Origin of the sequence: Algoriphagus oliviformis (genome assembly GCF_017254915.1) — a bacterium.
Lineage (GTDB): Bacteria > Bacteroidota > Bacteroidia > Cytophagales > Cyclobacteriaceae > Algoriphagus > Algoriphagus oliviformis.
On sequence record NZ_JAFKCT010000003.1, the window covers coordinates 441,480 to 464,269 of the forward strand.

Below are 22,790 nucleotides of genomic sequence, written 5' to 3' on the forward strand. Positions count from 1 at the left end.
GAGAAGCAGGACAGCGGAAAGGCATCGAAAAACACGATCTCCATGCTGTGGTAATCTGTGACTTTATCTGTGAAAACCTGCCTGCGGCCGGCAGGTCTGCGGGAGATTTTAAAAACAAAAGAGGAAAGTCCAGCCGCCGGAGAAGCAGGACAACCGAAATAACAGCGGAAACGCCCTCCCTTTTCTCCCGCCCTCTGTGGTAAAAAAAATAGCAGTAAAAAGCAACATGGACTACACCGAGCTACAAGTCACCTCCAACTTCACCTTTCTCCGGGGCGGATCCCATCCCGAGGAGCTGGTCGACCAGGCCCTTGAGCTCGGCTACCAAAGCCTCGCCATTACCGACCGGAATACTTTGGCAGGAATCGTTCGCGCGCATGCGGCCGCGCGGGGCAAAACTATCCGATTTATCCCCGCCTGCCGCCTGGATCTCTTGGACGGCCCCAGCCTCCTCGCCTACCCAACTGACCAAGCCGCCTACAGCCGTCTTTCCAGCTTGCTCACCACCGGAAACCTCCGCGCCGAAAAGGGCGAATGCCATCTCTACAGAAAGGACCTGTACGAGCTTGCCGAAGGGATAAAATTCATCGCCCTGGCTCCAGGCCTTCTCCAAGAGGATTTCTCTTTTCCCAAAAACTTCATCGCAAGCCTCGAGGAATACTGCGAAGCCTTGGGAGAAAACCTCTACCTCGGAGCCAGCTTTTCCTACTCGGGGGACGACCACAAGCGGCTGTTTCAGCTTTCGCAGCTCTCCAAAAGACTCCACACGCCCCTGGTCGCCACCAACGACGTGCACTACCATGCTCCCGAGCGACGGGAGCTGCAGGACGTGCTCACCTGCATTCGGGAGAAATGCACCATCCACTCGGCGGGCTTTCGTCTCCACTCCAACGCCGAGCGCTACCTCAAGCCCAAGGAGGAGATGCTGCGTCTCTTCCGAGACTATCCCGATGCCATCGCCCGCACCCAGGAGATTGCCGAGGCCTGCCGGTTTTCCCTAGACCAACTGAAATACGTCTATCCGCAGGAAATCGTCCCCGAGGGAAAAACCCCGCAAGAGGAGCTGGTTCGCCTGACTTGGGAGGCAGCCAAAGCCCATTTCGGAGAAAATATCCCGGAGAAAATCAACGAAACGATCCGCTACGAGCTGGACTTCATGGAGCGTAAAAACTACGCCTCCTACTTTCTCACCGTGCATGATTTCGTGCGTTTTGCGAGGGAAAGGGAGATCCTCTGCCAGGGCCGAGGCTCCGCCGCCAACTCGGTAGTTTGCTTTTGCCTTGGCATCACTTCCGTCGATCCGTCCAAGTTTAAGCTGCTCTTTGCACGCTTCATGTCCGATGCCCGGGACGAGCCGCCGGATATAGACGTGGACTTCGAGCACGAGCGCCGGGAGGAAGTGATGCAGTATATCTATGCAAAATACGGCCGTGACCGCGCAGGCATCGTCGCCACCGTGACGCAGGTACACTGGAAAGGCGCGATTCGGGATGTGGGCAAAGCCATGGGGCTCTCCGTGGACATGATCGACCGACTCTCCAAGTCCAGCCACGAGCTGACCGATGGCTGGTACCAAAATGAGGTTCCTTCGCTCGAAGGCTTTGACCCTCGGGACATGCACTTGCTAAAGGTACTGGAACTGACAGGGCAATATATCGGCTTTCCCCGACAGCTGGGGCAGCATACCGGAGGCTTTGTCATCACCCAAAATAAGCTCTCGGATCTCTGTCCCATCCTCAATGCCCGGATGGAAAACCGTACCTGCATCGAGTGGAACAAGGACGACGTGGACGCGCTGGGCTTCCTGAAAGTGGACGTCTTGGCTCTCGGCATGCTCACCTGCATCCGCAAGGGATTTGACCTCGCCCGACAGCACTACGGCCTGGAATGGACTCTAGCCAACATCCCCCAAGACGACAAACAGGTATATGAGATGATCTGCCATGCGGATACGCTGGGCGTATTCCAGATCGAGAGCCGGGCGCAGATGTCCATGCTGCCACGGCTCCGCCCAGACAACTTCTATGATCTTGTCATTGAAGTGGCTATCGTTCGTCCCGGCCCTATCCAAGGCGACATGGTTCATCCTTACCTTAAAAGGAGAAATGGAGAAGAACCAATCGAATACCCTTCGAAAGAGCTGGAGGAAATCCTAGGCAGGACGCTGGGCGTGCCCCTTTTCCAAGAACAGGCCATGGAAATCGCCATCGTGGCGGCGGGATTCACGCCAGCGGAAGCCGACGGCCTTCGCCGCAGCATGGCTACGTTCAAAGCCAAAGGACTCGTGAGTCAATGGGAGGAAAAACTGGTCGACGGCATGGTGGCCAAGGGCTACACGGAGGAATTTGCCAAGCGGGTGTTTCGACAGCTGGAAGGCTTTGGCAGTTACGGCTTTCCGGAAAGCCACGCCGCCAGCTTTGCCCTACTGGTGTACATTTCCTCCTGGATCAAGTGCTACTACCCCGACATCTTCGCCGCCTCCCTGCTCAACAGCCAGCCTATGGGCTTCTACCAACCCGCCCAGATCGTGATCGATGCCCGCAAGCACGACGTGGACGTCCGTCCCATCGACATCAACCATTCCTTTTGGGATAACACCCTGGAGAAAACCGCTGGCAAGTGGCATGCGCTCCGGCTAGGCTTCCGACAGATCAAGGGATTTCCCGAGGAAGAAGCCCTGCGCCTGAGCTCCGGGCGCACCCAGCCTTTCACCCGTATCATCGACCTTGCCAACGCGGGTGTTTCCCAAGCGGCCTTGGAAAGGCTGGCCGACGCGGATGCCTTTCGCTCCATCGGACTGGATCGGAGGCAGGCGCTTTGGGAGATCTCAGCCCTGCAAAGCCGTTTCCCTGGCATTTTCCGCGAGGAAGCTGTGGAAAGTCCCTCCGATTCGGCCATCGTCTTGCCGGGAATTTCGGCTATGGAGCACGTCATGCGGGACTACTCCTCGACCACACTTTCCCTCAAAGCCCATCCGGTCAGCTTCGTCCGTCCCCAGCTCGAGCAGCTCGGCGTCCTGCCTGCCGCAAGGCTGAAGGAGCTGAAAAACGGCATGCCCGTCAAAGTCTGCGGGCTGATCACCGTGCGCCAGCGTCCCGGCACAGCCAAGGGTGTGCTCTTTGTCACCATAGAGGACGAGACCGGATTCGCGAACCTGGTGATCTGGGCCAAAACTTTTGAAAAATACCGCAAGGTCATTGTCCAGTCTCGGCTCTTCATGGTCACTGGCAAGGTACAGATCGAAGGCGAGGTCATCCATGTGGTGGCGCATACCTGCCGCAACCTGACCTCGCTGATGGACCTCAAGGCCGAGGCGAGAGACCTGGGCACGGTACAGCCCAAGGTTTCCAAAAAGATGCTGGAAGAAGGGGCAAAAAAACAGGCCAAAGCCAGCCAGGGAGAGCTGTTTCCTTCGAGGGATTTTAGGTGAACTTCGCTCGCATCGGGAATTTGCAATACACCAACCAAACACTTACATTCAACGTTAGTATCGTGGCTCATCAGTAATGATAAAAAGTTTTGGAGATAAGGAAACCGAAAAAATCTGGAATGGCCTCAGATCCAAAAAACTGCCCAATGAAATTCAGGATATTGCCCGAAGAAAATTGAGAATGCTACACAACTCACAGGACATCCACGATCTGAGGACACCTCCGGCCAACCGCCTCGAAAGACTGAAAGGGAGCCTGAAAGAATTTTACAGCATTCGGATCAACAACCAGTGGAGAATCATTTTCCAATGGAGCAACAACGACGCCCATGAAGTCCGAATCGTAGATTACCATTAAAAACACACTATGGAAACGCTAAGAAACATCCATCCAGGAGAAATACTGCAAGAGGAGTTTTTGGCCCCAATGGGCATCTCTGCCTATCGTCTGGCAAAAGAGACATTCATCCCCCAAACCCGGATCTCGGAAATCATCAAGGGCAATCGTCGAATCACCGCCGACACCGCTTTGCGGTTCGCCAAGTTTTTTGGCAACAGCGCCAAGTTTTGGTTGGGACTACAGAATGACTTTGACTTGGAGGAAGAACAGACATTAAAAGGAAAGGAGCTGGAAAGCATTAAACCTGCTGAAGAAAGTGCCGCTTGACCTATTCTCCCCATGCAACTCCTCACCCACTCCCTCGGACCAATTACCATCGCGGAACTCAGCGGAGAGCCTCTGCTGATTGCCTCCGCGCAGGATGCGGTCGATCTCCTGGGCAACCTTTACTATCAAGGCCTAGACCGGGTAATCCTTCATGAGAAACACCTGTCCGCGGACTTCTTTGACCTGAAAAACGGCATCGCGGGGGACATCCTCCAAAAGTTTTCCAACTACCGGATTCGACTGGCTATCGTCGGTGATTTCGAAAAGTACGACAGCAAGAGCGTCCGGGATTTCATCCGGGAAAGCAACCGGGGTCGGCAGCTCAACTTTGTCAGCACACTGGAGAAAGCCATTGAGGTCTTAGCCAAGAATTAACTCCACTCCCAAAAAAATGCACTCCATCACCCTCGAAACCGAATCAAACAACGACATCCTGGGTATTTTTGACCCGACGGTTCCGCATTTTTTCGTCCACAGGTTTGACCCCAGTCCTGCGATCCGGTGGTTTGACGCGGATGTGAAGACCAGCAGCGGACTCCTTCTCCGCAATGCCCAGGTTCGCTCCATGCAATTCGATCTGCAAACGGATATCGAGGGTATCAAGCAGATTCTGGAGCTGCCGGTCTATCAGTTGGGGATTTATCAGTTTGCTCGAAAAGTCCCCGACACCCTCGTACTGGACTACTTGCCGGAGGGCTCCAGGGAAAAGATCCTCCAAAGCAACGGCCTCAAGCACTTCTTCTGGACCAACTTTGAGTTTCTGACCGTCGAGAGCTTTGAGCCGGAGTTTATCCAGGCCATCGCCGAAAACCCGATCTTCCGGGATAGGATCATCAAAAGAGAGGGCTAGGCCTCATGTTATTGGCCTGGCCCTCGAATTTCAAATCTCAAACCGCAAATCTCAAATCAAGCATTCCCCCTCAAAATCTCCATGGGAGGTTGGTTGATGATTCTACGGCCATTGAGCCAACCCAACACGATCGTAAGCCCTGTCAATGCCAGATAGATCACCAAACCTTCTTTCCAGGCCAAGCTAAAGTCCATGTTGAAGACAAACTCCCCTAAAAGGAAGGTAGCCATGAAGGACAACAGAATCCCGGAAAGCGAGGCAAGAGAGCCTAAGAAGAAATATTCAAGCGTATTGATCAAACGGACGATCCCTGAACTTGCCCCAAGCGTCCGAAGCAGGATACTTTCCCGCATCCTTTGGTACTTACTGATGATCAGTGAACTGATCAGCACCAAAAGTCCGGTAGCTATGGAGAAAAAGGCCATAAACTGGATCACAAAGCTGATTTTGCCCAAGATATCTTCCAGGGTCTCCACTATGGTACCCAGATTGATGATGGAAATATTAGGAAACTCCCGCACGATCTCTGACTGCACATCGGCAGCTTCCCGGTCGTTTTTGGTCTTGGTGATGATCACATGGAATTTGGGAGCTTGCTCCAGCACGCCATTCGGGAAAAGCACCAGGAAGTTGGTAGAGACTTGGTTGAACTTCACATCCCGAAAGCTGCCGATATAGGTTTTGATCGGACGGCCTTGGACATTGAATTCCAATTCGTCGCCGATCTTCAGCCCATTGCCTTCCCCAAATCCTTTTTCCAAAGAGACAAAAATACTGTCTCCTCTGGCTCCCACCGGGATCAATTCCCCGGAGGTCAAAGTCTCTGAAGAAATCAACGTATCTCGATAGGTCACCCGAAATTCGCGATTGTACAGCCATCGGCTGTAGTTCTCCTCATCTGGCAATTCCTCATTTTCCTGCTTGTCGATCCCATTGATCTCATTCAGGTTCATAGTCACGATCGGCACCTCCTGTATAATCCGCATATTTCGTCCGGTCACTCTTCCTTTTACATCATCCAATTGAGGACTCTGGATATCAAACATCAGCATATTGGGCTGGTCTTCCTTATCCGCAAATCTCGCTTCTTCGAGGAGTTGGTTTTGGAGAAAAAACAAGGTGCTGATCATCGCCGTACCCAAACCAATGGTCGCGATCAAAGAAATCGTCTGGTTGTTGGGACGGTACAAATTGGCCAATGCCTGACGCCAAGGGTAGCTGAGGGAAATCGGCAAAAACTTCCGAACGGCCCACATGATCAGGTTTCCCACTCCCCAAAGTGCTCCAAATGCCACCAAGACAAAACCCGTAAACCCAAGCGCCCAAGTGACTTGCTTGAGCAAGTACCAACTGAATCCGAAAATAAAAAGCAAAATCCCCAAGATCACCAACCAGCGAACGGGATCTTTGATCAAAGTCGAATCTGCGGTCTCCGGCCGCAAGGTGGCCATGGGGGATACATTTCTCACTTTCAAAAGTGGCAGCAATGCGAAAAGCACCGAGACAAAAAGCCCCGTGACTATTCCAAAGCCAACCGACTTCCAGGAAATCCCTACAGTCACTTCCACCGGTAAGAAATCCGAAAAGACGGCCGGAAGGATGAATTGTAGGACAGTTCCAAGAAAAGAACCCAACATCGCACCCACCAAACCCATGACCATGATCTCGGTCAAATAAATCAAAAGCACATCTCTGGAGCCAACACCCAGGCAGCGCAATACCGCGACAGAGGCCAGTTTTTCCTTCACAAAAACATTCACCGCTGAAGCCACACCCACACAGCCCAAGAGCAAGGCAATAAAAGCCACCAAGCTTAGGAAGTTGGAAAGATTGCCGAAAGATCGGCCCGTGGATCGCTTTCGATCCTCCACCGTGTCGGCATCCACGCGGTCAATTTCCCACTGATCCTCGTAGGGTTTGATCAGTGCTTCTACATCCGTTTCCGGTGCAAACTGCAGATACCGATTGTACTCCACCCGGCTTCCGTATTGTACCAAGCCGGTTTCCTCCAGATAGGCCAAGGGGATGTAAACCGCTGGGGCCACGGTTGCGGTAATCCCAGTTTGTCCGGGCACTTTTTGCAGCTCTCCTGCAATCACAAAGCTCAAAGCTCCAACTTTGATGGAATCACCCACCTCGGCATTGAACTGCGCCATCAGGGTCTTTTCGACCAAGGCCTTTTGCCCTCCACTTCTGAAGTCCGAGTCTCCTGAAGCCGGGATGGTTTCCAGTTTTCCATAGAAAGGAAAATCACCCTCCAGCGCCCTGACCTGGGTCAGTCGGCTGGCTCCGGTTTGGGGAAAAGCGACCATAGAGGCAAAATTGACCTCCGAAGCGATTTGGATTGCCGTGGAATCTACCTTTTGCTCACCCAGTGGCTTGTTGTTTTCCAAGACCAAATCAGCCCCCAAAAGCTCCTTGGCCTGGTTGTCGATGTCTTTCACCAGGTTTTCCCCAAAGCTGCTGATGGCCACCAACGCTGCAATGCCGACCACGATGGAGGAAACGAAGAGAAGAAGGCGCGAGAGGTTTTTCCGGAAATCCCGGAGCGCCATTTTGAAAATCCAGTTGAAATCAGGCATGGGAGTCCTCCTGGATTTTTCCTCCTTTGATATGAATGATTCGCTGGGTTTTGGCCGCCAGATCCAAGTCATGGGTGACCAAAACCAAGGTGGTTCCTTTTTCGGTATTCAAGTCAAAAATCAATTTCTCGATCATCTCTCCGGTTTCGGTATCCAAATTACCGGTTGGTTCGTCTGCGAAAAGGATCTTAGGCTCATTGGCAAAAGCCCTTGCGATGGATACCCGCTGCTGCTCCCCGCCGGAAAGCTGGGTCGGATAGTGCGTCGCCCGATCCCCAAGTCCTACTTTCGTCAAAAGCTCCAAGGCTTTTTCCCTGGCATCTTTCCGCTTTTTCAACTCCAAAGGCACCATGACATTCTCCAAGGCGGTAAGCGTGGGAAGAAGCTGGAAATTCTGAAAAATAAATCCCACGTCCTTGTTACGGACGGCAGCGCGCTGGTCTTCGTTGAGTTTTTCCAAAGCCTGCCCGTTGAGGATTACACTGCCAGAAGAGCCGGAGTCGAGTCCTGCACATAGGCCGAGGAGGGTAGTTTTGCCGCTGCCCGAGGGCCCGACGATGGAGATGATCTCTCCGGACTGTATGTCAAAGTTGACTTCGTCCAAAACGGTCAGTTTCCTGCTGCCGCTTTGGTACACCTTGCTCAGGTTTGCTACTGATAAAATTGTCATAGGGGATATGGGAGTCTTGGGACGGACAAAGGCTTAACGGTAAAGCCTCGCAATGGTTGACGGAATATAGCAATCGGAGTACAAACCCACAATCCTTGGCTTTCCGAACGGAAAATCGCCTATGTCACAGGTATCCGGCGAATCCGGACTGACTATGTTAAATTTATTTAAAACAAATCTAAATAATCTCATGGTTTTTTGATGCCCTTCCCTACTTTTGCGCCGTCTATAATCAATCTAAATAAGCATGAAGGGAATTTTTACCTTTTGTATTTTAATCTTGTCTGCCGCAGTGGCATTCGGCCAATCCAACTACGAACTCCGGGGCTCAATCTCCGACATCGGCGGACAGCCCCTGATCGGGGCCAGTATACAGGTAAGCGGGACTTCTTTTGGCACAGTCACTGACGTAAACGGCAGGTACACCCTGGCCTTTGACAAGCCTGGGGACTACAACCTGAAGCTTTCTTTCATCGGCTTTGTATCCGTCACCGAAAAAATCTCGATCTCCAAGACATCCCTCACCAGAAATTTCCAACTGGAGGAAGAGATCTCCGGACTCCAGGAAGTAGAGATCGTAGGCAGAAAAGAGGAAGGCTATAAAAACACCTCCACCTTCATCGGCAGCAAGACCCAAACCAACATCAAAGACCTCCCCCAGTCTGTATCCTATGCCACCAAAGAATTGATCCTTGACCAGGGCCTGATGCGTGTGGGGGAGACGGTAAAGAACTTTTCCGGCGTCAGCCAATTCACCTTTTACGATGATATTACCATCCGGGGCTTTCGGATCAACGGAGGCAGCAACACCCAGCTGGTCAACGGCATGCGCACCACGTCGGGATTTTGGAAGCAGCCACTGATCAACTACCTGGAGCGAGTAGAAGTGCTCAAAGGCCCATCCTCTGCGCTTTTTGGCAATGCCAGCCCCGGTGGCGTGGTAAACAGGGTCACCAAAAAACCCCTGGACATCAACCGAAACAGCCTAAACTTCTCGCTTGGCAGCTTCAACAACTTCCGCGCGCTGGCAGACTTCACCGGTCCTGCCAACGAATCGAAAACCCTGCTCTACCGCCTCAACCTCGGATACGAGGACGCCCAAAACTTTCGCGACTTGCAGTTTGACAAAAACATCGTCGTAGCCCCCTCCCTATCCTTCATCGCTTCTGAAAAGACGAGGGTCAACCTGGATCTGGTATTCAACAATTCCAGCAGCCGACTGGACCGGGGACAGTCCACTTTTGAAAACGACCTCTACTCCACCCCGATCTCCCGATCCCTCAATACCGCCAATGACCACCTGAAGGAGCAGACCTATACGATCACTACCTCCCTCAACCATCAGATCGGCAAGTCGATCAGCCTGAACGCCTCCTACATGAAAACCGGCTACAGCGAGGACCTCCAGGAGCACCGCTCTTCCAACAGCTATGCGGTAGACGGCCAAGGCAACACCATCGGTACACTGGTAGGACGCCAGGTATTTATCCGAAAAAGACAGCGCTTTGTGGACAACCTGTCCTCTTACCTCAACATCAACACCACCACCGGGGCCCTGTCCCACAAGTTGGTGGTGGGCTATGACTACGCCCGCGAAACTTTGGCGGCCGGCGGCTCGCAGCTGACCGCAAACGGCTACCGAAACGCCGCCAATACGGGGTCCATCGCCCGCTTTGATCCCTCGAAGCCCCAAAACTACCTGCTCGACGCGGCAGGAAACCCCGTGCCAAACGTGCCCCACTTTGATCTGGAAAACCCTATCCCATCCCAAGCGATGCAGGACATGAGCAAGTACTTCTATGCGAAGGTCGGCTACGACCCCACGCTGTACTACCTCAACGGGTTTTATGCCCAAGACCAAATCACCCTGGGCAGGCTGGAAGCCATGGTGGGCTTGCGCTATGAGATCTATTCTGACTTCGAAAACTACAAGAAAGAAGGGGAGCAAAAGGTGAACCAGACGGCCCTTCTCCCTCGACTCGGCCTCGTGTACAAAGCCAACGACCACGTCAACTTCTACGGCACCTATGTCCAAGGCTACAATCCGCAGACTGCATCCGTCATCGCCAACCCCAATGCGGGAGGCCCGTTTGACCCGCTGGAAAGCGCTATGGTGGAGTTTGGGATGAAGTCCGACTGGTTCAACAAGCGCCTCGAGCTGACCACTGGGGTATATCATATCAACCAGAAAAACACCCTCTACCCGGTGGCTGGAGAAACAGACCTTTTGGAACAGATCGGTGAAGAGGATGCCAAAGGTGTGGAGCTGGACCTGACCGGACGAATCCTGATGAACTGGAGCGTGATGGCCTCCTACGCCTACAACGTAGCCGAAATCACCGAAAGCCCCAACGAAAGCGACCTGGACAGACAGAAGCCAAATGCCCCCAAGCATCAGGGAAATCTCTGGACAAAGTATGAGTTTGACCAAGGGGCCTTGACCGGACTGGGCGTAGGCTTTGGAGCCAACTTCGTGACCGAGCGCAATCTGTCGCTGAGCGCCACGCAGACCATTCCCGGATACACCGTGATGAATGCAGCATTCTACTACACCACGGGTAATATCCGCCTCCAGCTCAATGTGAACAACCTGACCGACAAAACCCACTGGGTGGGTGGCTATGACTACCTGAGGCTTTTCCCCGGCGCGCCTAGAAACATCCTCGGCACGGTCACCTTCTCTTTCTAATCTCTCAAAGTGGCAACACAAAAACCCAAAAATCTTCTTTGGAAAGTCCATCAGTGGATCGGCCTCTACGTGGGGATCGTCATCGCAGCGCTCAGTTTGACTGGCGCTGTGGCGGTTTTTATCCCCGAGATCGACGCACTGCTGGAGCGTAAGTACCTGCTCGCAGATTCCGGTGAAACACTTCAGCCCGTGAGCGGCATCGTGTCGGAGATCCAGAGCAGCTATCCAAAATTCCAGATTTTGGGCGTGCAGCCGCCACTTTCGGAACTTCATCCGCTGATCGTGGACATCTACAAGGAAGACGCTCCCTACGACTCGGAGCGATACCAGGTTTTTGTCAATCCCTACACCGCCGAAATCCTCGGCACCAAAGACCACCTCAACAGCCTCAGCAACTACCTCCGCCAGGTCCACGTGCGCCTGATGGACGCCTGGTGGGGCCGACAGATCGTAGGCCTGGCCGGGATCGGCCTTGTCGTACTCTGCGTGACCGGATTGCTGATCTACGGGCAGTTTATGAAAAACCAGGTTTTCGGAGCCATCCGAAAAAAGAACCTCCGCATCCTCATGGCAGACTGGCACAAGATGGTCGGTGTGGCGGCCTTGCTTTTCAACCTGATGATCGGGATCACCGGAGCATGGCTGGGGCTACAGCCGGTACTGATAAAGTGGCTCGACATCAAAGCCCCGAATGCCTACAAAAGGGCCGACAAAATCTCGAATCCAGCGGAGGATGTCTCGCAGCCCTATGACTATTGGCAGGCTGTGGCTGTCGCCAAAGACCAGATCCCGGGCTTCACCCCCACCCAGGTCATTCCGTCCAAGGATGGAAGCAATACACTGGAGATCAAAGGCGACGCGGGACATCTTCCCTTCGAACCCCACATCTCCAAGGTAGTGCTGGACAAGACTTCGCTGGAAGTACTCGACCGCTATGACATCCGTAAGCAGGCATTGGCCGACAAATTCTATTATCTCCAGGAAGGACTCCACTTTGGCCGCTTTGGAGGCATTCTGCTCAAGACCGCCTATGCCCTGCTGGGACTCACCACGGGCGTGCTTTCCATCACCGGCTTTTTCATCTACCTCATCCGCACCAAAAAAACGGCGGAAGAAAAAAGCCGAGTCAAACAGACCATTTTCGTCTATTGCATCTCCACGGTTCTTTTTATTATCCTGCTAGGTCTGATCGTGGTACTGGTGGGATATGCCTACGCCACCATGCTGATGACTCCAGCGGTGTACCTTTTCCTGCTGGTCTATCTTTCCTATCAGCTCTTCCGCTACTGGAGGAGGGAAAAATCCCCCAAACAACTCCTCCATGAAAACGGCTAAGAAAGCGACGGAACACTACCTCCTGCCCCTCAACTTGGCATTTCTTTCCTTCTTCGGGATCTTTTTGGTCTATGCGCTGGATCGGTGGTCGATGGATGCTCCTGAGCAGACGCAGCCTGTGCAGATTCTTTTACCCAGCCTGTTTGCCTTCCTTTTGCTCACCGCAAGCCTCAAGTATCGGAAGCCCTATTTCCAGGTGTTTTGCTCCCTTTTTGCTCTGATCGCCTTGGCATTTTTATTCTAAGTGCTTCGAAAGCTCTTTTTTACAGAACCTTTGTCCCAAAAAATCCTTTTGGGTATATAGTTTTTATGGTTATCCGCTTTTATGCCAGTAGGCAGTCCTGACAACACGAAAGCACGCTAATATTGGGGCTTTGCCCTACTTCGGTCTTCGGTCTTCCGACCTGCCTGAGCAGACAGGCCTGTCTGCTCAGGCAGGCCCAATTGAAGAAACAAATTCGCTTACTGGTAAGATTGCGGATAATCATGATAGTTTTACAATCCAACATCCCCTGCGCCATGAATTCTGTACCCAAAGGTCTCCTTTCTCTTTCTGTAGCCGCACTGCTCAGTCTGTCCCTGCTATCCTGCTCCGGAGGAGCAAAGAAATCTGAAGAAGCGAAAGAAGGCACCGCTGTCACGGCAGACGTCAAGTCCGAGAGGAAAACCATCCTCTTTTTTGGCAACAGCCTGACCGCCGGATACGGCATCGACCCAGAGGACGCTTTTGCAGGACTGACCCAGGAGCGCTTGGACAGCCTCGGCCAAGACTACCGCGTCATCAACGGTGGTCTCAGCGGCGAGACTACCGCCGGAGGACTAAACAGACTGGACTGGTTCCTCGAGGAGGAGCCCTACCTCTTCATTTTGGAACTGGGGGGAAATGATGGACTCCGCGGCATACAGCTCAGCGAGACCAAAAACAACCTCCTCGCCATCATAGACAAGGTGAGGGCGAAGTACCCCAGCACCAAAATCATCCTCGCAGGCATGCAGATCCCACCGAATATGGGACAGGAATACACGGAGGAGTTTCGAAAGATCTACCCTGCCGTGGCCAGCGAAAAGGACGTGACGCTGATCCCCTTTCTTTTGGAAGGGGTGGCAGGTGATCCAGCGCTAAACCTGCCCGACGGAATCCACCCTACCGAGGCCGGCCACGAGATTGTTTTTGAGACGGTCTGGCCCTATATCGAGCGGGAGCTCTAGGAAAAAAAACTCCTCCGCAGACGGCGTTTGTTCATGGCTTTAGTTTGACTCCAAAATCAAACTAAAGCCATTTATTTTTAACGGTTTTAAATTAAGCCCCTCCGCCTCCCCACATCCCCAAATTCGCCCACTCGGCAAAACAAGCATTTCAATACCCGTTTTTTTTAGCTTAAATTTTCGACTTCATTGAAAATTTTAAAGATGAGCTTTCAGATAAAAGAAAACCCTGACGTATACGACGTGATCATCGTCGGCTCGGGAGCGGGCGGGGGCATGGCCTCCAAGATCCTCTCCGAGGCGGGACTGAGCGTCGCCGTGGTAGAGGCCGGGGGGGATTTTGACCCCGCCAAAGACGAGGACCGCACCCAGCTGCGTCCACCCTGGGAATCCCCACGCCGTGGCGCGGGCACCCGCATCCGTCCCTTTGGCGACTTTGACCAGGCCATCGGCGGCTGGGACATCGAGGGCGAGCCCTACACGCACAAGGACGGCACCAAGTTCGACTGGTTCCGATCCCGCATGGTGGGCGGCCGTACCAACCACTGGGGCAGGATCTCCCTGCGCTTCGGGCCCAACGACTTCAAGCGCGCCGGCATCGACGGCCTGGGCGACAACTGGCCCATCGGCTACGACGACCTGAAACCCTACTACGACAAAGTGGACAAACTCATCGGCGTTTTCGGCTCCAAAGAGGGCATCTACAACGAGCCCGACGGCTTTTTCCTCCCCCCTCCCAAGCCCCGCCTGCACGAGCTTTTCCTGAAAAAAGGCGCCGACAAGGCCGGCATGCCCATGATCCCGGGACGACTGTCCATGCTCACCCGCCCGATCAACAACGAGCGGGGCGTCTGCTTCTTCTGCGCGCAGTGCAACCGCGCCTGCCAGGCCTACGCTGACTTCTCGGCCGGCACCTGTCTGGTACATCCGGCGATGAAGAAGGGCAAGGTGGACCTCTACACCTTCTCCATGGTGCGCAAGGTCACCACCGACGAGAGCGGCAAGGCCACCGGCGTGTCCTTCGTGTCAAAAGTGGACATGAAGGAATACAAGCTCCGTTCCCGCGTGGTGGTGCTGGGCGCCTCCGCCTGCGAATCCGCACGGATCATGATGAACTCCAAGTCCAAGACGCATCCCAACGGCATCGGGGCGGACTCCGGGGCACTGGGACGCTACCTGCACGACTCCACCGGGGCCGACCGCATGGGCATCATCCCCGACCTGATCGACCGCGAGCGCTACAACGAGGACGGCGTGGGCGGCATGCACATGTACACCCCCTGGTGGCTGGACAACAAGAAGCTGGACTTCGCCCGCGGCTACCACATCGAGTACTGGGGGGGCATGGGCCAGCCCAGCTACGGCGCGGGCGGCGGCATGGACACCATGCGCAAGTTCATCAAGGACGAGTTTGGCAACCCCAGCCCCAACGGGGGCTACGGCGAGGGCCTGAAAAAGGACATCAAGCGCATCTACGGCTCCACCCTGGGCATGTCAGGCCGGGGCGAGAGCGTGCCGCGCTATGAAAACTACTGCGAGATCGACCCCAACGGCGTGGTGGACAAGTATGGCATCCCCGTGCTCCGCTTCCACTACAACTGGACCGACCAGGAGCTCAAGCAGGCCAAGCACATGCACGACACCTTTGAGGAGATCCTCACCAACGCCGGGGCCATCCTGCTGGGCAACAAGCCGGGACCGGAGTCCCAGTACGGGCTCCACGCGCCGGGACGCATCATCCACGAGGTGGGCACCACCCGTATGGGCGACAGCGCCAAGGGCTCCGTGCTCAACTCCAACTGCCAGGCGCACGACTGCAAAAACCTCTTCGTGGTCGACGCGGGCTCCTTCGTGTCCCAGGCGGACAAAAACCCCACCTGGACCATCCTGGCCCTGTCTTGGAGAACCTCCGAATACATCGTGGACCAACTCAAACAAAAAAACATCTAAGCCATGAACAGAAGAGAAAACCTCAAACTCCTCTTTACGGGCTCCGTGGGAGCGGGCCTGCTGCTCACCGGCTGCGAGCCGGAGCAGGTCGCGGTGCAAAACCAGCTCGTCAGCGGCGGCACCAAGGGCGGCCGCACCGAGGAGGAAAAGCTCCGCGACGCGCAGCTGCTTTCGGAGAAATTCTTCACCGAAGAAGAGTTCAAAAAGCTGAACACCCTCGTGGACATCATCATGCCCGCAGGCGAGGATTCCCCGTCCGCCACAGAGCTGAAGGTGCCCGACTTCATCGAGTTTATGATGAAGGACCAGCCCGGCAACCAGACCCCGATGCGGGGCGGGCTGATGTGGCTGGACTTCGAGGCCCAGGAGCTCTTTGGCAAAAACTTCAATGAGCTAAGCAAGGATCAGGTGATCCAGATCGTGGAACTGGTGGCCTGGCCGGACAAGGCCGCCCCGGAATACCTGGGTGCCGTGCGCTGGTTCAACATGCTGCGCAACCTCACCTGCTCGGGCTACTTCTCCACCGAGGCCGGATGGAAATACATGGACTACCGCGGCAACCAGCCCAACGTCTGGGACGGCGTACCCCAAAACGTCCTGGACCAGTACGGCCTGGCCAACCCCGAAAAGTACCTCCCCCTCTACCTCAAACCCGAAGAACGGGGCAAGGTCGCCGAATGGGATGCCGAAGGCAACCTCATCGGTTAAGCCCCACCATCTTCTACACAAAAGCCCTCCAAGACGATCTTGGAGGGCTTTTTAATGCGATTCAGAATATAAGACTTAGAAAATCTTAAAGCCTACTGACAGCACCCATTGGTTGAGGCGGTTGTCTGTACTGTAGGGGCCGATATTGTCGGTGACTTTGCTCAGGCCGCCCTCGTACTTGCCTTCCACGCTCAGGTTGCCGATGTCCACGCCGAGACCGGCCTGATAGCCAAAAGTGGCGCTTTGAAAATCGGCATCGCTTACGGTATCCGGCGCGTCCTTGAGCTCTGAGCTGATATTGACGCTGGCGATGGGGCCTGCCATGATCCGCATCACTCTCAAAAACCTAAATCCCATCATCACGGGAATATCCAGCCTGTTAAACTCCGCGGTGTAGTTTTCCGGAGCCGAACTGCCGCCCATCCCATCGGGCACATAAGCAAACTCGCCTTTGGTCTGGGTGAAAAGAAGCTCGGGCTGGACGAAGAAGCCGGCTCCTCCAAATCTTCCAAAAAGCCCCACATGATACCCGGTTTGGGCATCGGAGGGTATAAATTCTTTGCTTTCAAAGTCCAGCTTAGTGCTGCTGAGTCCCGCTTTGATCCCGATTCCATTTTGGGAAAAAGCCTGCGTCGCACCTAGTACGAGTGACAAGACAAGGAGGAATTTTTTCATGGTTTTGAGTTTTAGGGTTTAGTTTTCGATACTAAACACCGCAATCGCAATTCCCTTGCCAATCTCCTTTACCCCGCCTGACGCTCGACGGCAAACCTGGCCAAGTGGTACAAATCGTAAAAATCCATGGGCTTGGCCACCAGCCTATCAAAAAGAACCTTGCTTTTGGCTCTGAAAAACTCAACATCCCCTGCCGTAAAGCCAATTGTCGGGATATCAGACGTGCGGGGGCTTTCCTTCAGGTGTGCCAAAAACTCCACCCCGTCCATCACCGGCATCATGATGTCTGTAAGAATAACATGGAAGGATGCGTCGAACTCCAAATACTGGAGCGCCTCCCGGCCATTGCGAGCGACCACTACCTCATCGTTGGACTTCTCAAAGATCTTTTTGAGTATCAGCAGGTGAACAGAATCGTCATCGACGAGGAGAACCTTCATTAGATTATGAAATACTTTTTCAAGTATATGAAAAGCATTTCAAAAAAGGAAGCAAACCTGCCCTTCCTGACTAAAAAATAAAAAAAGGAGCCCTTTTGAGCTCCTTTCCAATCGGTTCTTTTCAGGATCAGCCTCCCTGCTGCGGGGTACCGAAGACACCCATCAAATCCAGGATCACCAAGCCGATGACGATCGGGCAGACCCACTTGATGAAGAAAATCCAGGCAGTGCGGAAAGTTCCTTTGAAATTAGGAGAGCCCAAAGCCAGCTCATCCGCAAAGACGGAAATCTTGCTTGCCCAGCCTGTGTACAGTGCGAGCATCAGACAGATCAGGATCACGGCAAATGTACCAAAGATGAAGTCCATGATACCAAAGAAGCCGACCAGCTGGGTACCCAGGAAATTCAGGGTCATGGTATTGAATATGGAACCGTCGATGGAAGACATCGCAGAAGGGACGGACAGGATCATCGCGGCGATCCCCACGGTCCAAGTAGCCTGCTTTCTATTCCACTTGCGGTCGTCGATCAGGTAAGACACCGGCACCTCCAGCATGGATATGGTGGAAGTCAGTGCCGCCACCATCAGAAGGATAAAAAACAGGCCGCCGATGATGTTGCCGCCCGGCATGGCGTTGAACACCTGCGGAAGTACGTCAAAAACCAAGGCAGGTCCCCCAGCGGGGTCTTTGCCCGGAAGCAAGGCAAACAAGGCGGGGAAGACCATCAAACCGCCCAACAATGCCACGGCGGTATCCATACCGGCAATCCAGCTGGATGCCTGGATGATGTTGGAGCTTTTGGGCAGGTAAGACCCGAAGGTGATCATCAATCCCCAGCCCACGGACATGGAGAAAAAGGCCTGTCCCAGTGCCTGAAGGACTACTTTGGAGCTGATCTTGGAGAAGTCCGGAGAGAGGTAATACTCAATCCCTGCCTGCGCTCCCTCCAAGGTCACCGATCTGCCCGCGATGAAGATGATGATGATGAACAAGACCGGCATCAGGAACTTGGCGGCTTTCTCAATCCCTCCAGACACACCGCCCAATACAATGAGGATGGTCATCAGGATGAAAAAGAAAGTCAAGGGAATGACATACATCGGCGTCTGCACAAAGACAGCAAAATCGACCGGAATATTGACAATCTCGGTGAAGATATATCCGACCGTCCATCCCGCGATCACGGAGTAGTAGCTGAAGACAAAGAAGCACATCAGCACGCAGAGAACGCCGGCAGACTGCCAAAATTTGTTACCCCCTGTTTCGCGGACTGCACCGATCGGGTTTTTGCCCGACTTTCTTCCCAGAGCGATTTCGTTAAACAGCAAAGGCAAGCCGATCAACAGCACGCAAATGATATAAACAAACACAAAGGCACCACCACCGTTTTCGCCGGTCAGATAAGGAAACCTCCAGATATTGCCCAGACCTACCGCTGATCCCGCGGCGGCCATGATGAAGCCCAGACTGGATCCAAACTGACCTCTTTCTTCAGTATTAGGTTGTACTGCCATAGATTATTGTAAAGTTATATTTAGGGTGTAAACTGCTTTTTAAGAGCGGGCTAAGATAATTTGTTTTGCCAAAATACCTATTCCCGTTCGGAAAGTTTTGGGCTCATATCCCAGCTGTTTTCGGGCTTTATCGATGATAAAGCCCGTTTTCAGGGGACGCTTGGCAGGCTGGATAAACGACGCGGAATCGGTTCTTTTGATTAACTCCTTGTTAAGCCCAAAATATTCGGCGGTCTGGATGGCCATTTCATAAGGGGTCAAAAAATCAGCCCCGGAGACATGGTATATCCCGGTGGCTTTTTGCTCTGCGATCAGGATACATCCCAGTGCCAAATCCTCAGCAAGCGTCGGGGTACGCCACTGGTCATCCACCACCTGAATAGTCTTGCCTGCCTCCAGCGACCCTTTCACCCAGAGAATGATATTGGAGCGACTCAGATCGTTGGCGATGCCGTACACGAGCACCGTTCGGGCAATGGCCCAAGAGGTCTTCGCGCTTTTCACCAGCTCCTCTGCGGCCAGCTTGGTCTGTCCATAGAAATTGGCCGGCTCGGCCTCGTCCTCCTCGTCGTAGGGCCCTTCGTTTCCCGAAAAGACAAAATCAGTAGAGACAAAGACCAGATGGGCATTGACCCGCTCGGCAGCCTTGACCAAATATCCAGTCGCCTTTATGTTGATCTCCACGCAGTCCTCTTGGTGGAGCTCGCACTGGTCCACATTGGTCATGGCAGCGCTATGGATGATGGTATCCGGCAAAAGCTGCCCAATCACCCGCTCCACCTCGGCGGGGTCGGTGATATCCATACTTTGGTAGGAAAAACCCGTACCCGTGAGCCGACTGGGCCCTCTGCCCGTGGCCACGACCTCGAAGCCTCCCCGCTCTACCAGCTGCGCGACCAGCTTCTGCCCCAGCAGCCCGTTGGCTCCGGTGACGAGGATCTTCGGCCTATTTGCTTGCGGGGTAGACGTAGCCATATTCCTCGGATATTTTCTTTTTGGACACTTTCTCCACGGTCACCGTCATATAGACCGGAGTATTGGGAATCTCGCGAGTGGTGGGCTCGGCGGCGATCTTGTCCACCACATCCATTCCGGACAGCACCTCTCCGAAGATGGTGTACTCAAAATCCAAATGCGGCGTCCCGCCAATCTCTGCGTACATTTTGACCTGCTCGGGGGTATAGTCCTTGGTCAGTTTCACGTTGAGCGTCTTGGCGATTTCATCCCGCTTGGAGATCACCAGATTGGTGAGACTGTCGAATTTTTCCTCCTGGTACAGCCGGGAATAGGTTTCCCGAAACTCTTTTTGGTCTTCGTACTGCATGAATTGAAATACCGCCTTTTGCAGCGCGGCGAAGTCCGTGACCAGCTCCTGCTCGCCGTAGGTCTGCCCTTGGACGATGAAAAACTGGGAGCCATTGCTTCGCTTCTGCGGATTCACGCTGTCGCCCTGTCGAGCTGCCGAGATCATACCCTTGCGGTGCACATATTTTGGCCGGATCTCCGCGGGAAGTGTTGGCCATTCGTTGGCCGGCAGGCCTTCTTTTGTAAACACGTCTCCACCCTGCACCATGAAGCTCTGGATCACTCGGTGAAACTGGGTAGAGTCAAAGCGGCCCGCTTCGGCCAGCTCGATAAAATTGTTCTTGTGCTCGGGTGTGTCGTCAAAAAGCACCGCCTTGATCTCCCCATGCCGGGTGGAGATGCTGACGAGGTAGTCTTTGTTTTGGCCGCAGGCCCAAGTGCTGCTGAGCAAAAAACTTACAAAAAGGTATTTCAATAGGTTGGTCATTGCTGCGCCTGTGATTTTTTGATCTGTTCCAAAATAGTTTTTCCGCCTGCGGCAAAAACCCGCTCCGCGAGCTCCTCGCCCAGCTTCTCCGAATCGCCTTTGCCTCCGGAGACTTCCAGGGCTATCCTCTCGGAGCCATCCAAGCTGATGATTCCGCCCTTTAGCGTCAGCCTGTCGCCTTCCACATTGGCCAGGGCAAAAACCGGAATGCTGCAGCCTCCCTCCAGCACACGGAGGTAGGCCCGCTCCGCCCTGAGCCGGAATTCGGTCTCGGGATGGTTGCAGGCAGAGATGATCTCCGCGCGCAGCATCGGATCAAGGGATTTGGCTGCCTCGACGGCCACGGAGCCCTGTCCCACCGCCGGAGTGAACTCACCCAGATCCAATTCTTGTGCGATCATCCCGTCGTAGCCCATGCGGTGTACTCCCGCAAAAGCCAACAAAAGCGCGTCGCAAAGCCCCTCTTCCATCTTTCGGATCCGGGTCTGCAGGTTGCCGCGCACATCGACGGTCTTGATATGGGGATAAAAATGCTTCAGCGTCGCCACCCTGCGGGTAGAGGACGTCCCCAGCACCAGCGGCCGGGAGGCATCGCGGATGTCGATGCCTTTCTTGGCAGAAAGGAGCACGTCATTTTCCTTTTCCCGCTGGGTGAAAGCGATCAGCTCAAACTCCTCCGCGAGGGACGACTGCATGTCTTTTGCGGAATGAACCGCGATGTCGATCCGGCCGTCCAGCAGCTGGTCTTCCAGCTCTTGGGTAAAGACCCCTTTGCTGCCGATCTTGGAGATGGATACGTCCAGCACTTGGTCCCCCTTGGTGTCGATGATGACGATTTCTGACTCGATGCCCTTGGCTTTGAGCAGGTCTTCTACATGGTACGCCTGCCAAAGTGCCAGTTTGCTTCCCCTCGTGCCTATTTTTACTTTTCTGCTCATTGATTCTTGCTGTGTTTGGAGGACTTCTTTTTCACTCCCTCCGTGACATACTTGATGATCTCTGCGGCGATGTTCACCCCGGTGGCCTGCTCGATGCCTTCCAGTCCAGGAGAGCTGTTTACTTCCAGGATCAGTGGGCCGCGGGCCGATTGCAGGAGATCCACCCCGGCCACATCGAGTCCCAGTGCCTTGGCGGCATTGAGCGCGGCTTGTCTTTCCTGACGGGAAAGCTTGATCACCGTAGCCACACCTCCCCGGTGCAGGTTGGAGCGAAACTCGCCCTCCGCGCCCTGCCGCTTCATCGCCCCGACGACCTTGCCGTTGACCACAAAAGCCCGGATGTCGGCGCCCTTGGCTTCTTTGATAAACTCCTGCACGATGATCCTGGCCTTCAGCCCGTGAAAGGCCTCCACTACGGACTGGGCGGCCTTTTTGGTCTCTGCCAAAACTACCCCCAAACCCTGTGTGCCCTCTAGCAGCTTGATGATCACGGGAGCTCCGCCCACCTGCTCGATGAGCTGCTTTTCACCTCCCTTGGAAAAATTGGTAAAAGCGGTCTTGGGCATGCCGAGGCCGTTTTTGGAAAGAATCTGCAAGCTTCGCAGCTTGTCCCGGCTGCGGACGATGGCCTGGGAATTTACCGCAGAAAAGGCCCCCATGAGCTCAAACTGCCGGACGACGGCCGTGCCATAGAAGGTCACCGACGCGCCGATACGGGGAATGATGGCGTCAACCCCTTCGATTTTTTGACCCTTGTAGATGATCGACGGCCCCTCCTGCTCGATGATCAGGTCACAGAGGCTGTGGTCTACGATGACCAGTTCATGTCCCGCACGGGTCACTTCCTCGGCCAATCTGCGCGTGGAGTATAGGTTGGAATTCCTCGAAAGGATGGCTATTTTCATTTCTTTTGGCGGTACGCTTTAGCAAGGTTTACTCCGTCTGCATCCACCAGGAACCTGCCCTGAAGGATCTTTCGCCCCAGCAGTACGGAGTTTTTCATACTGGAGCGATCTGAAAGCGTGAACTCCGCGGAGAAGGCTTCTCCGGCTATTTTGATTTGGGTCACGACCAAAAACCGGGTTTCGGCCTGGCCAAAGGAGTTCTTCACCTTCTTTTCCCGGTATTTCCCAAAGCAAAGTGTCTGCCCCGTGTAGGCTTTGTGTCCGGGCATCAGCGCTTCGAAACACAGGACTTTTTTTCCTCCCCTGACTTCCTCCCGGATATTCTCCGCATGGAGGCTGCTGGTGAATGCGCCCGTGTCAATCTTTGCCCAAACGAGCTTCAATCCCAGCTCGGGCAGGGTTATTTTCTCTTTTCGTCCGATCGTCTTCTTTGCCAT

Annotated in this window: 21 protein-coding genes; 11 read left to right on the forward strand and 10 right to left on the reverse strand. The window is 54.1% G+C overall.

What is annotated here, in order from left to right:
- Positions 1-226: 226 nt before the first annotated feature.
- The 5 genes from J0A68_RS10185 (at position 227) to J0A68_RS10205 (ending at position 4,947) form a co-directional block, all read left to right on the forward strand.
- Positions 227-3,430, forward strand: a complete 3,204-nt coding sequence (locus J0A68_RS10185; protein WP_206578103.1) for an error-prone DNA polymerase — start codon at positions 227-229, stop codon at positions 3,428-3,430.
- Between the two features lie 76 nt (positions 3,431-3,506).
- Complete coding sequence (locus J0A68_RS10190) at positions 3,507-3,788, forward strand: type II toxin-antitoxin system RelE/ParE family toxin (RefSeq protein WP_206578104.1); 282 nt, start codon at positions 3,507-3,509, stop codon at positions 3,786-3,788.
- A 9-nt stretch (positions 3,789-3,797) separates the two neighbouring features.
- Positions 3,798-4,097, forward strand: coding sequence for a HigA family addiction module antitoxin (locus J0A68_RS10195; protein ID WP_206578105.1), 300 nt, complete (start codon positions 3,798-3,800; stop codon positions 4,095-4,097).
- Between the two features lie 12 nt (positions 4,098-4,109).
- Complete coding sequence (locus J0A68_RS10200; protein ID WP_206578106.1) at positions 4,110-4,472, forward strand: DUF4180 domain-containing protein; 363 nt, start codon at positions 4,110-4,112, stop codon at positions 4,470-4,472.
- A gap of 16 nt (positions 4,473-4,488) precedes the next feature.
- Complete coding sequence (locus J0A68_RS10205) at positions 4,489-4,947, forward strand: hypothetical protein (protein WP_206578107.1); 459 nt, start codon at positions 4,489-4,491, stop codon at positions 4,945-4,947.
- A gap of 56 nt (positions 4,948-5,003) precedes the next feature.
- Here J0A68_RS10205 and J0A68_RS10210 read toward each other — a convergent pair whose 3' ends face one another.
- Both J0A68_RS10210 and J0A68_RS10215 read right to left on the reverse strand, forming a co-directional pair.
- A complete protein-coding gene (locus tag J0A68_RS10210; RefSeq protein WP_206578108.1) occupies positions 5,004-7,529 on the reverse strand; it encodes an ABC transporter permease in 2,526 nt (841 codons plus the stop codon).
- Positions 7,522-8,199: an ABC transporter ATP-binding protein gene (locus J0A68_RS10215; protein WP_206578109.1), complete on the reverse strand. Its 678-nt coding sequence runs from the start codon at positions 8,197-8,199 to the stop codon at positions 7,522-7,524. The genes J0A68_RS10210 and J0A68_RS10215 overlap by 8 nt, the downstream gene beginning before the upstream one ends.
- Before the next feature lie 292 nt (positions 8,200-8,491).
- Here J0A68_RS10215 and J0A68_RS10220 point away from each other — a divergent pair, with 292 nt between their 5' ends.
- The 6 genes from J0A68_RS10220 to J0A68_RS10245 all read left to right on the forward strand — a co-directional run bounded on the left by J0A68_RS10220 (position 8,492) and on the right by J0A68_RS10245 (position 16,087).
- Positions 8,492-10,888, forward strand: coding sequence for a TonB-dependent siderophore receptor (locus tag J0A68_RS10220; RefSeq protein WP_317195100.1), 2,397 nt, complete (start codon positions 8,492-8,494; stop codon positions 10,886-10,888).
- Between the two features lie 9 nt (positions 10,889-10,897).
- Positions 10,898-12,223, forward strand: a complete 1,326-nt coding sequence (locus tag J0A68_RS10225; RefSeq protein WP_206578111.1) for a PepSY-associated TM helix domain-containing protein — start codon at positions 10,898-10,900, stop codon at positions 12,221-12,223.
- On the forward strand, positions 12,210-12,467 hold the full coding sequence (locus J0A68_RS10230) for a hypothetical protein (RefSeq protein WP_206578112.1): 258 nt from the start codon (positions 12,210-12,212) through the stop codon (positions 12,465-12,467). The genes J0A68_RS10225 and J0A68_RS10230 overlap by 14 nt, the downstream gene beginning before the upstream one ends.
- 275 nt (positions 12,468-12,742) lie before the next feature.
- Positions 12,743-13,432: an arylesterase gene (locus tag J0A68_RS10235; RefSeq protein WP_206578113.1), complete on the forward strand. Its 690-nt coding sequence runs from the start codon at positions 12,743-12,745 to the stop codon at positions 13,430-13,432.
- 201 nt (positions 13,433-13,633) lie between these two features.
- Positions 13,634-15,379, forward strand: coding sequence for a GMC oxidoreductase (locus J0A68_RS10240; RefSeq protein ID WP_206578114.1), 1,746 nt, complete (start codon positions 13,634-13,636; stop codon positions 15,377-15,379).
- A 3-nt stretch (positions 15,380-15,382) separates the two neighbouring features.
- On the forward strand, positions 15,383-16,087 hold the full coding sequence (locus J0A68_RS10245) for a gluconate 2-dehydrogenase subunit 3 family protein (RefSeq protein WP_206578115.1): 705 nt from the start codon (positions 15,383-15,385) through the stop codon (positions 16,085-16,087).
- A 75-nt stretch (positions 16,088-16,162) separates the two neighbouring features.
- Here the strand turns inward: J0A68_RS10245 and J0A68_RS10250 are convergent, their stop codons facing one another.
- The 8 genes from J0A68_RS10250 to J0A68_RS10285 all read right to left on the reverse strand — a co-directional run bounded on the left by J0A68_RS10250 (position 16,163) and on the right by J0A68_RS10285 (position 22,790).
- On the reverse strand, positions 16,163-16,762 hold the full coding sequence (locus tag J0A68_RS10250) for a porin family protein (RefSeq protein ID WP_206578116.1): 600 nt from the start codon (positions 16,760-16,762) through the stop codon (positions 16,163-16,165).
- Between the two features lie 68 nt (positions 16,763-16,830).
- A complete protein-coding gene (locus J0A68_RS10255) occupies positions 16,831-17,202 on the reverse strand; it encodes a response regulator (RefSeq protein ID WP_206578117.1) in 372 nt (123 codons plus the stop codon).
- Between the two features lie 127 nt (positions 17,203-17,329).
- A complete protein-coding gene (locus tag J0A68_RS10260) occupies positions 17,330-18,718 on the reverse strand; it encodes a sodium-dependent transporter (RefSeq protein WP_206578118.1) in 1,389 nt (462 codons plus the stop codon).
- Positions 18,719-18,757: 39 nt separating this feature from the next.
- Positions 18,758-19,693, reverse strand: a complete 936-nt coding sequence (locus tag J0A68_RS10265; protein WP_206578119.1) for an SDR family oxidoreductase — start codon at positions 19,691-19,693, stop codon at positions 18,758-18,760.
- The gene (locus J0A68_RS10270; protein WP_206578120.1) at positions 19,665-20,510 is read right to left on the reverse strand and encodes a peptidylprolyl isomerase; all 846 of its coding nucleotides are present in this window, start codon (positions 20,508-20,510) and stop codon (positions 19,665-19,667) included. Before J0A68_RS10270 ends, J0A68_RS10265 begins: the two co-directional genes overlap by 29 nt.
- The gene (hemC, locus tag J0A68_RS10275) at positions 20,507-21,448 is read right to left on the reverse strand and encodes a hydroxymethylbilane synthase (protein ID WP_206578121.1); all 942 of its coding nucleotides are present in this window, start codon (positions 21,446-21,448) and stop codon (positions 20,507-20,509) included. Before hemC ends, J0A68_RS10270 begins: the two co-directional genes overlap by 4 nt.
- Positions 21,445-22,353, reverse strand: a complete 909-nt coding sequence (rimK, locus tag J0A68_RS10280) for a 30S ribosomal protein S6--L-glutamate ligase (RefSeq protein WP_206578122.1) — start codon at positions 22,351-22,353, stop codon at positions 21,445-21,447. Before rimK ends, hemC begins: the two co-directional genes overlap by 4 nt.
- The gene (locus J0A68_RS10285) at positions 22,350-22,790 is read right to left on the reverse strand and encodes an ATP-dependent zinc protease family protein (RefSeq protein ID WP_206578123.1); all 441 of its coding nucleotides are present in this window, start codon (positions 22,788-22,790) and stop codon (positions 22,350-22,352) included. Before J0A68_RS10285 ends, rimK begins: the two co-directional genes overlap by 4 nt.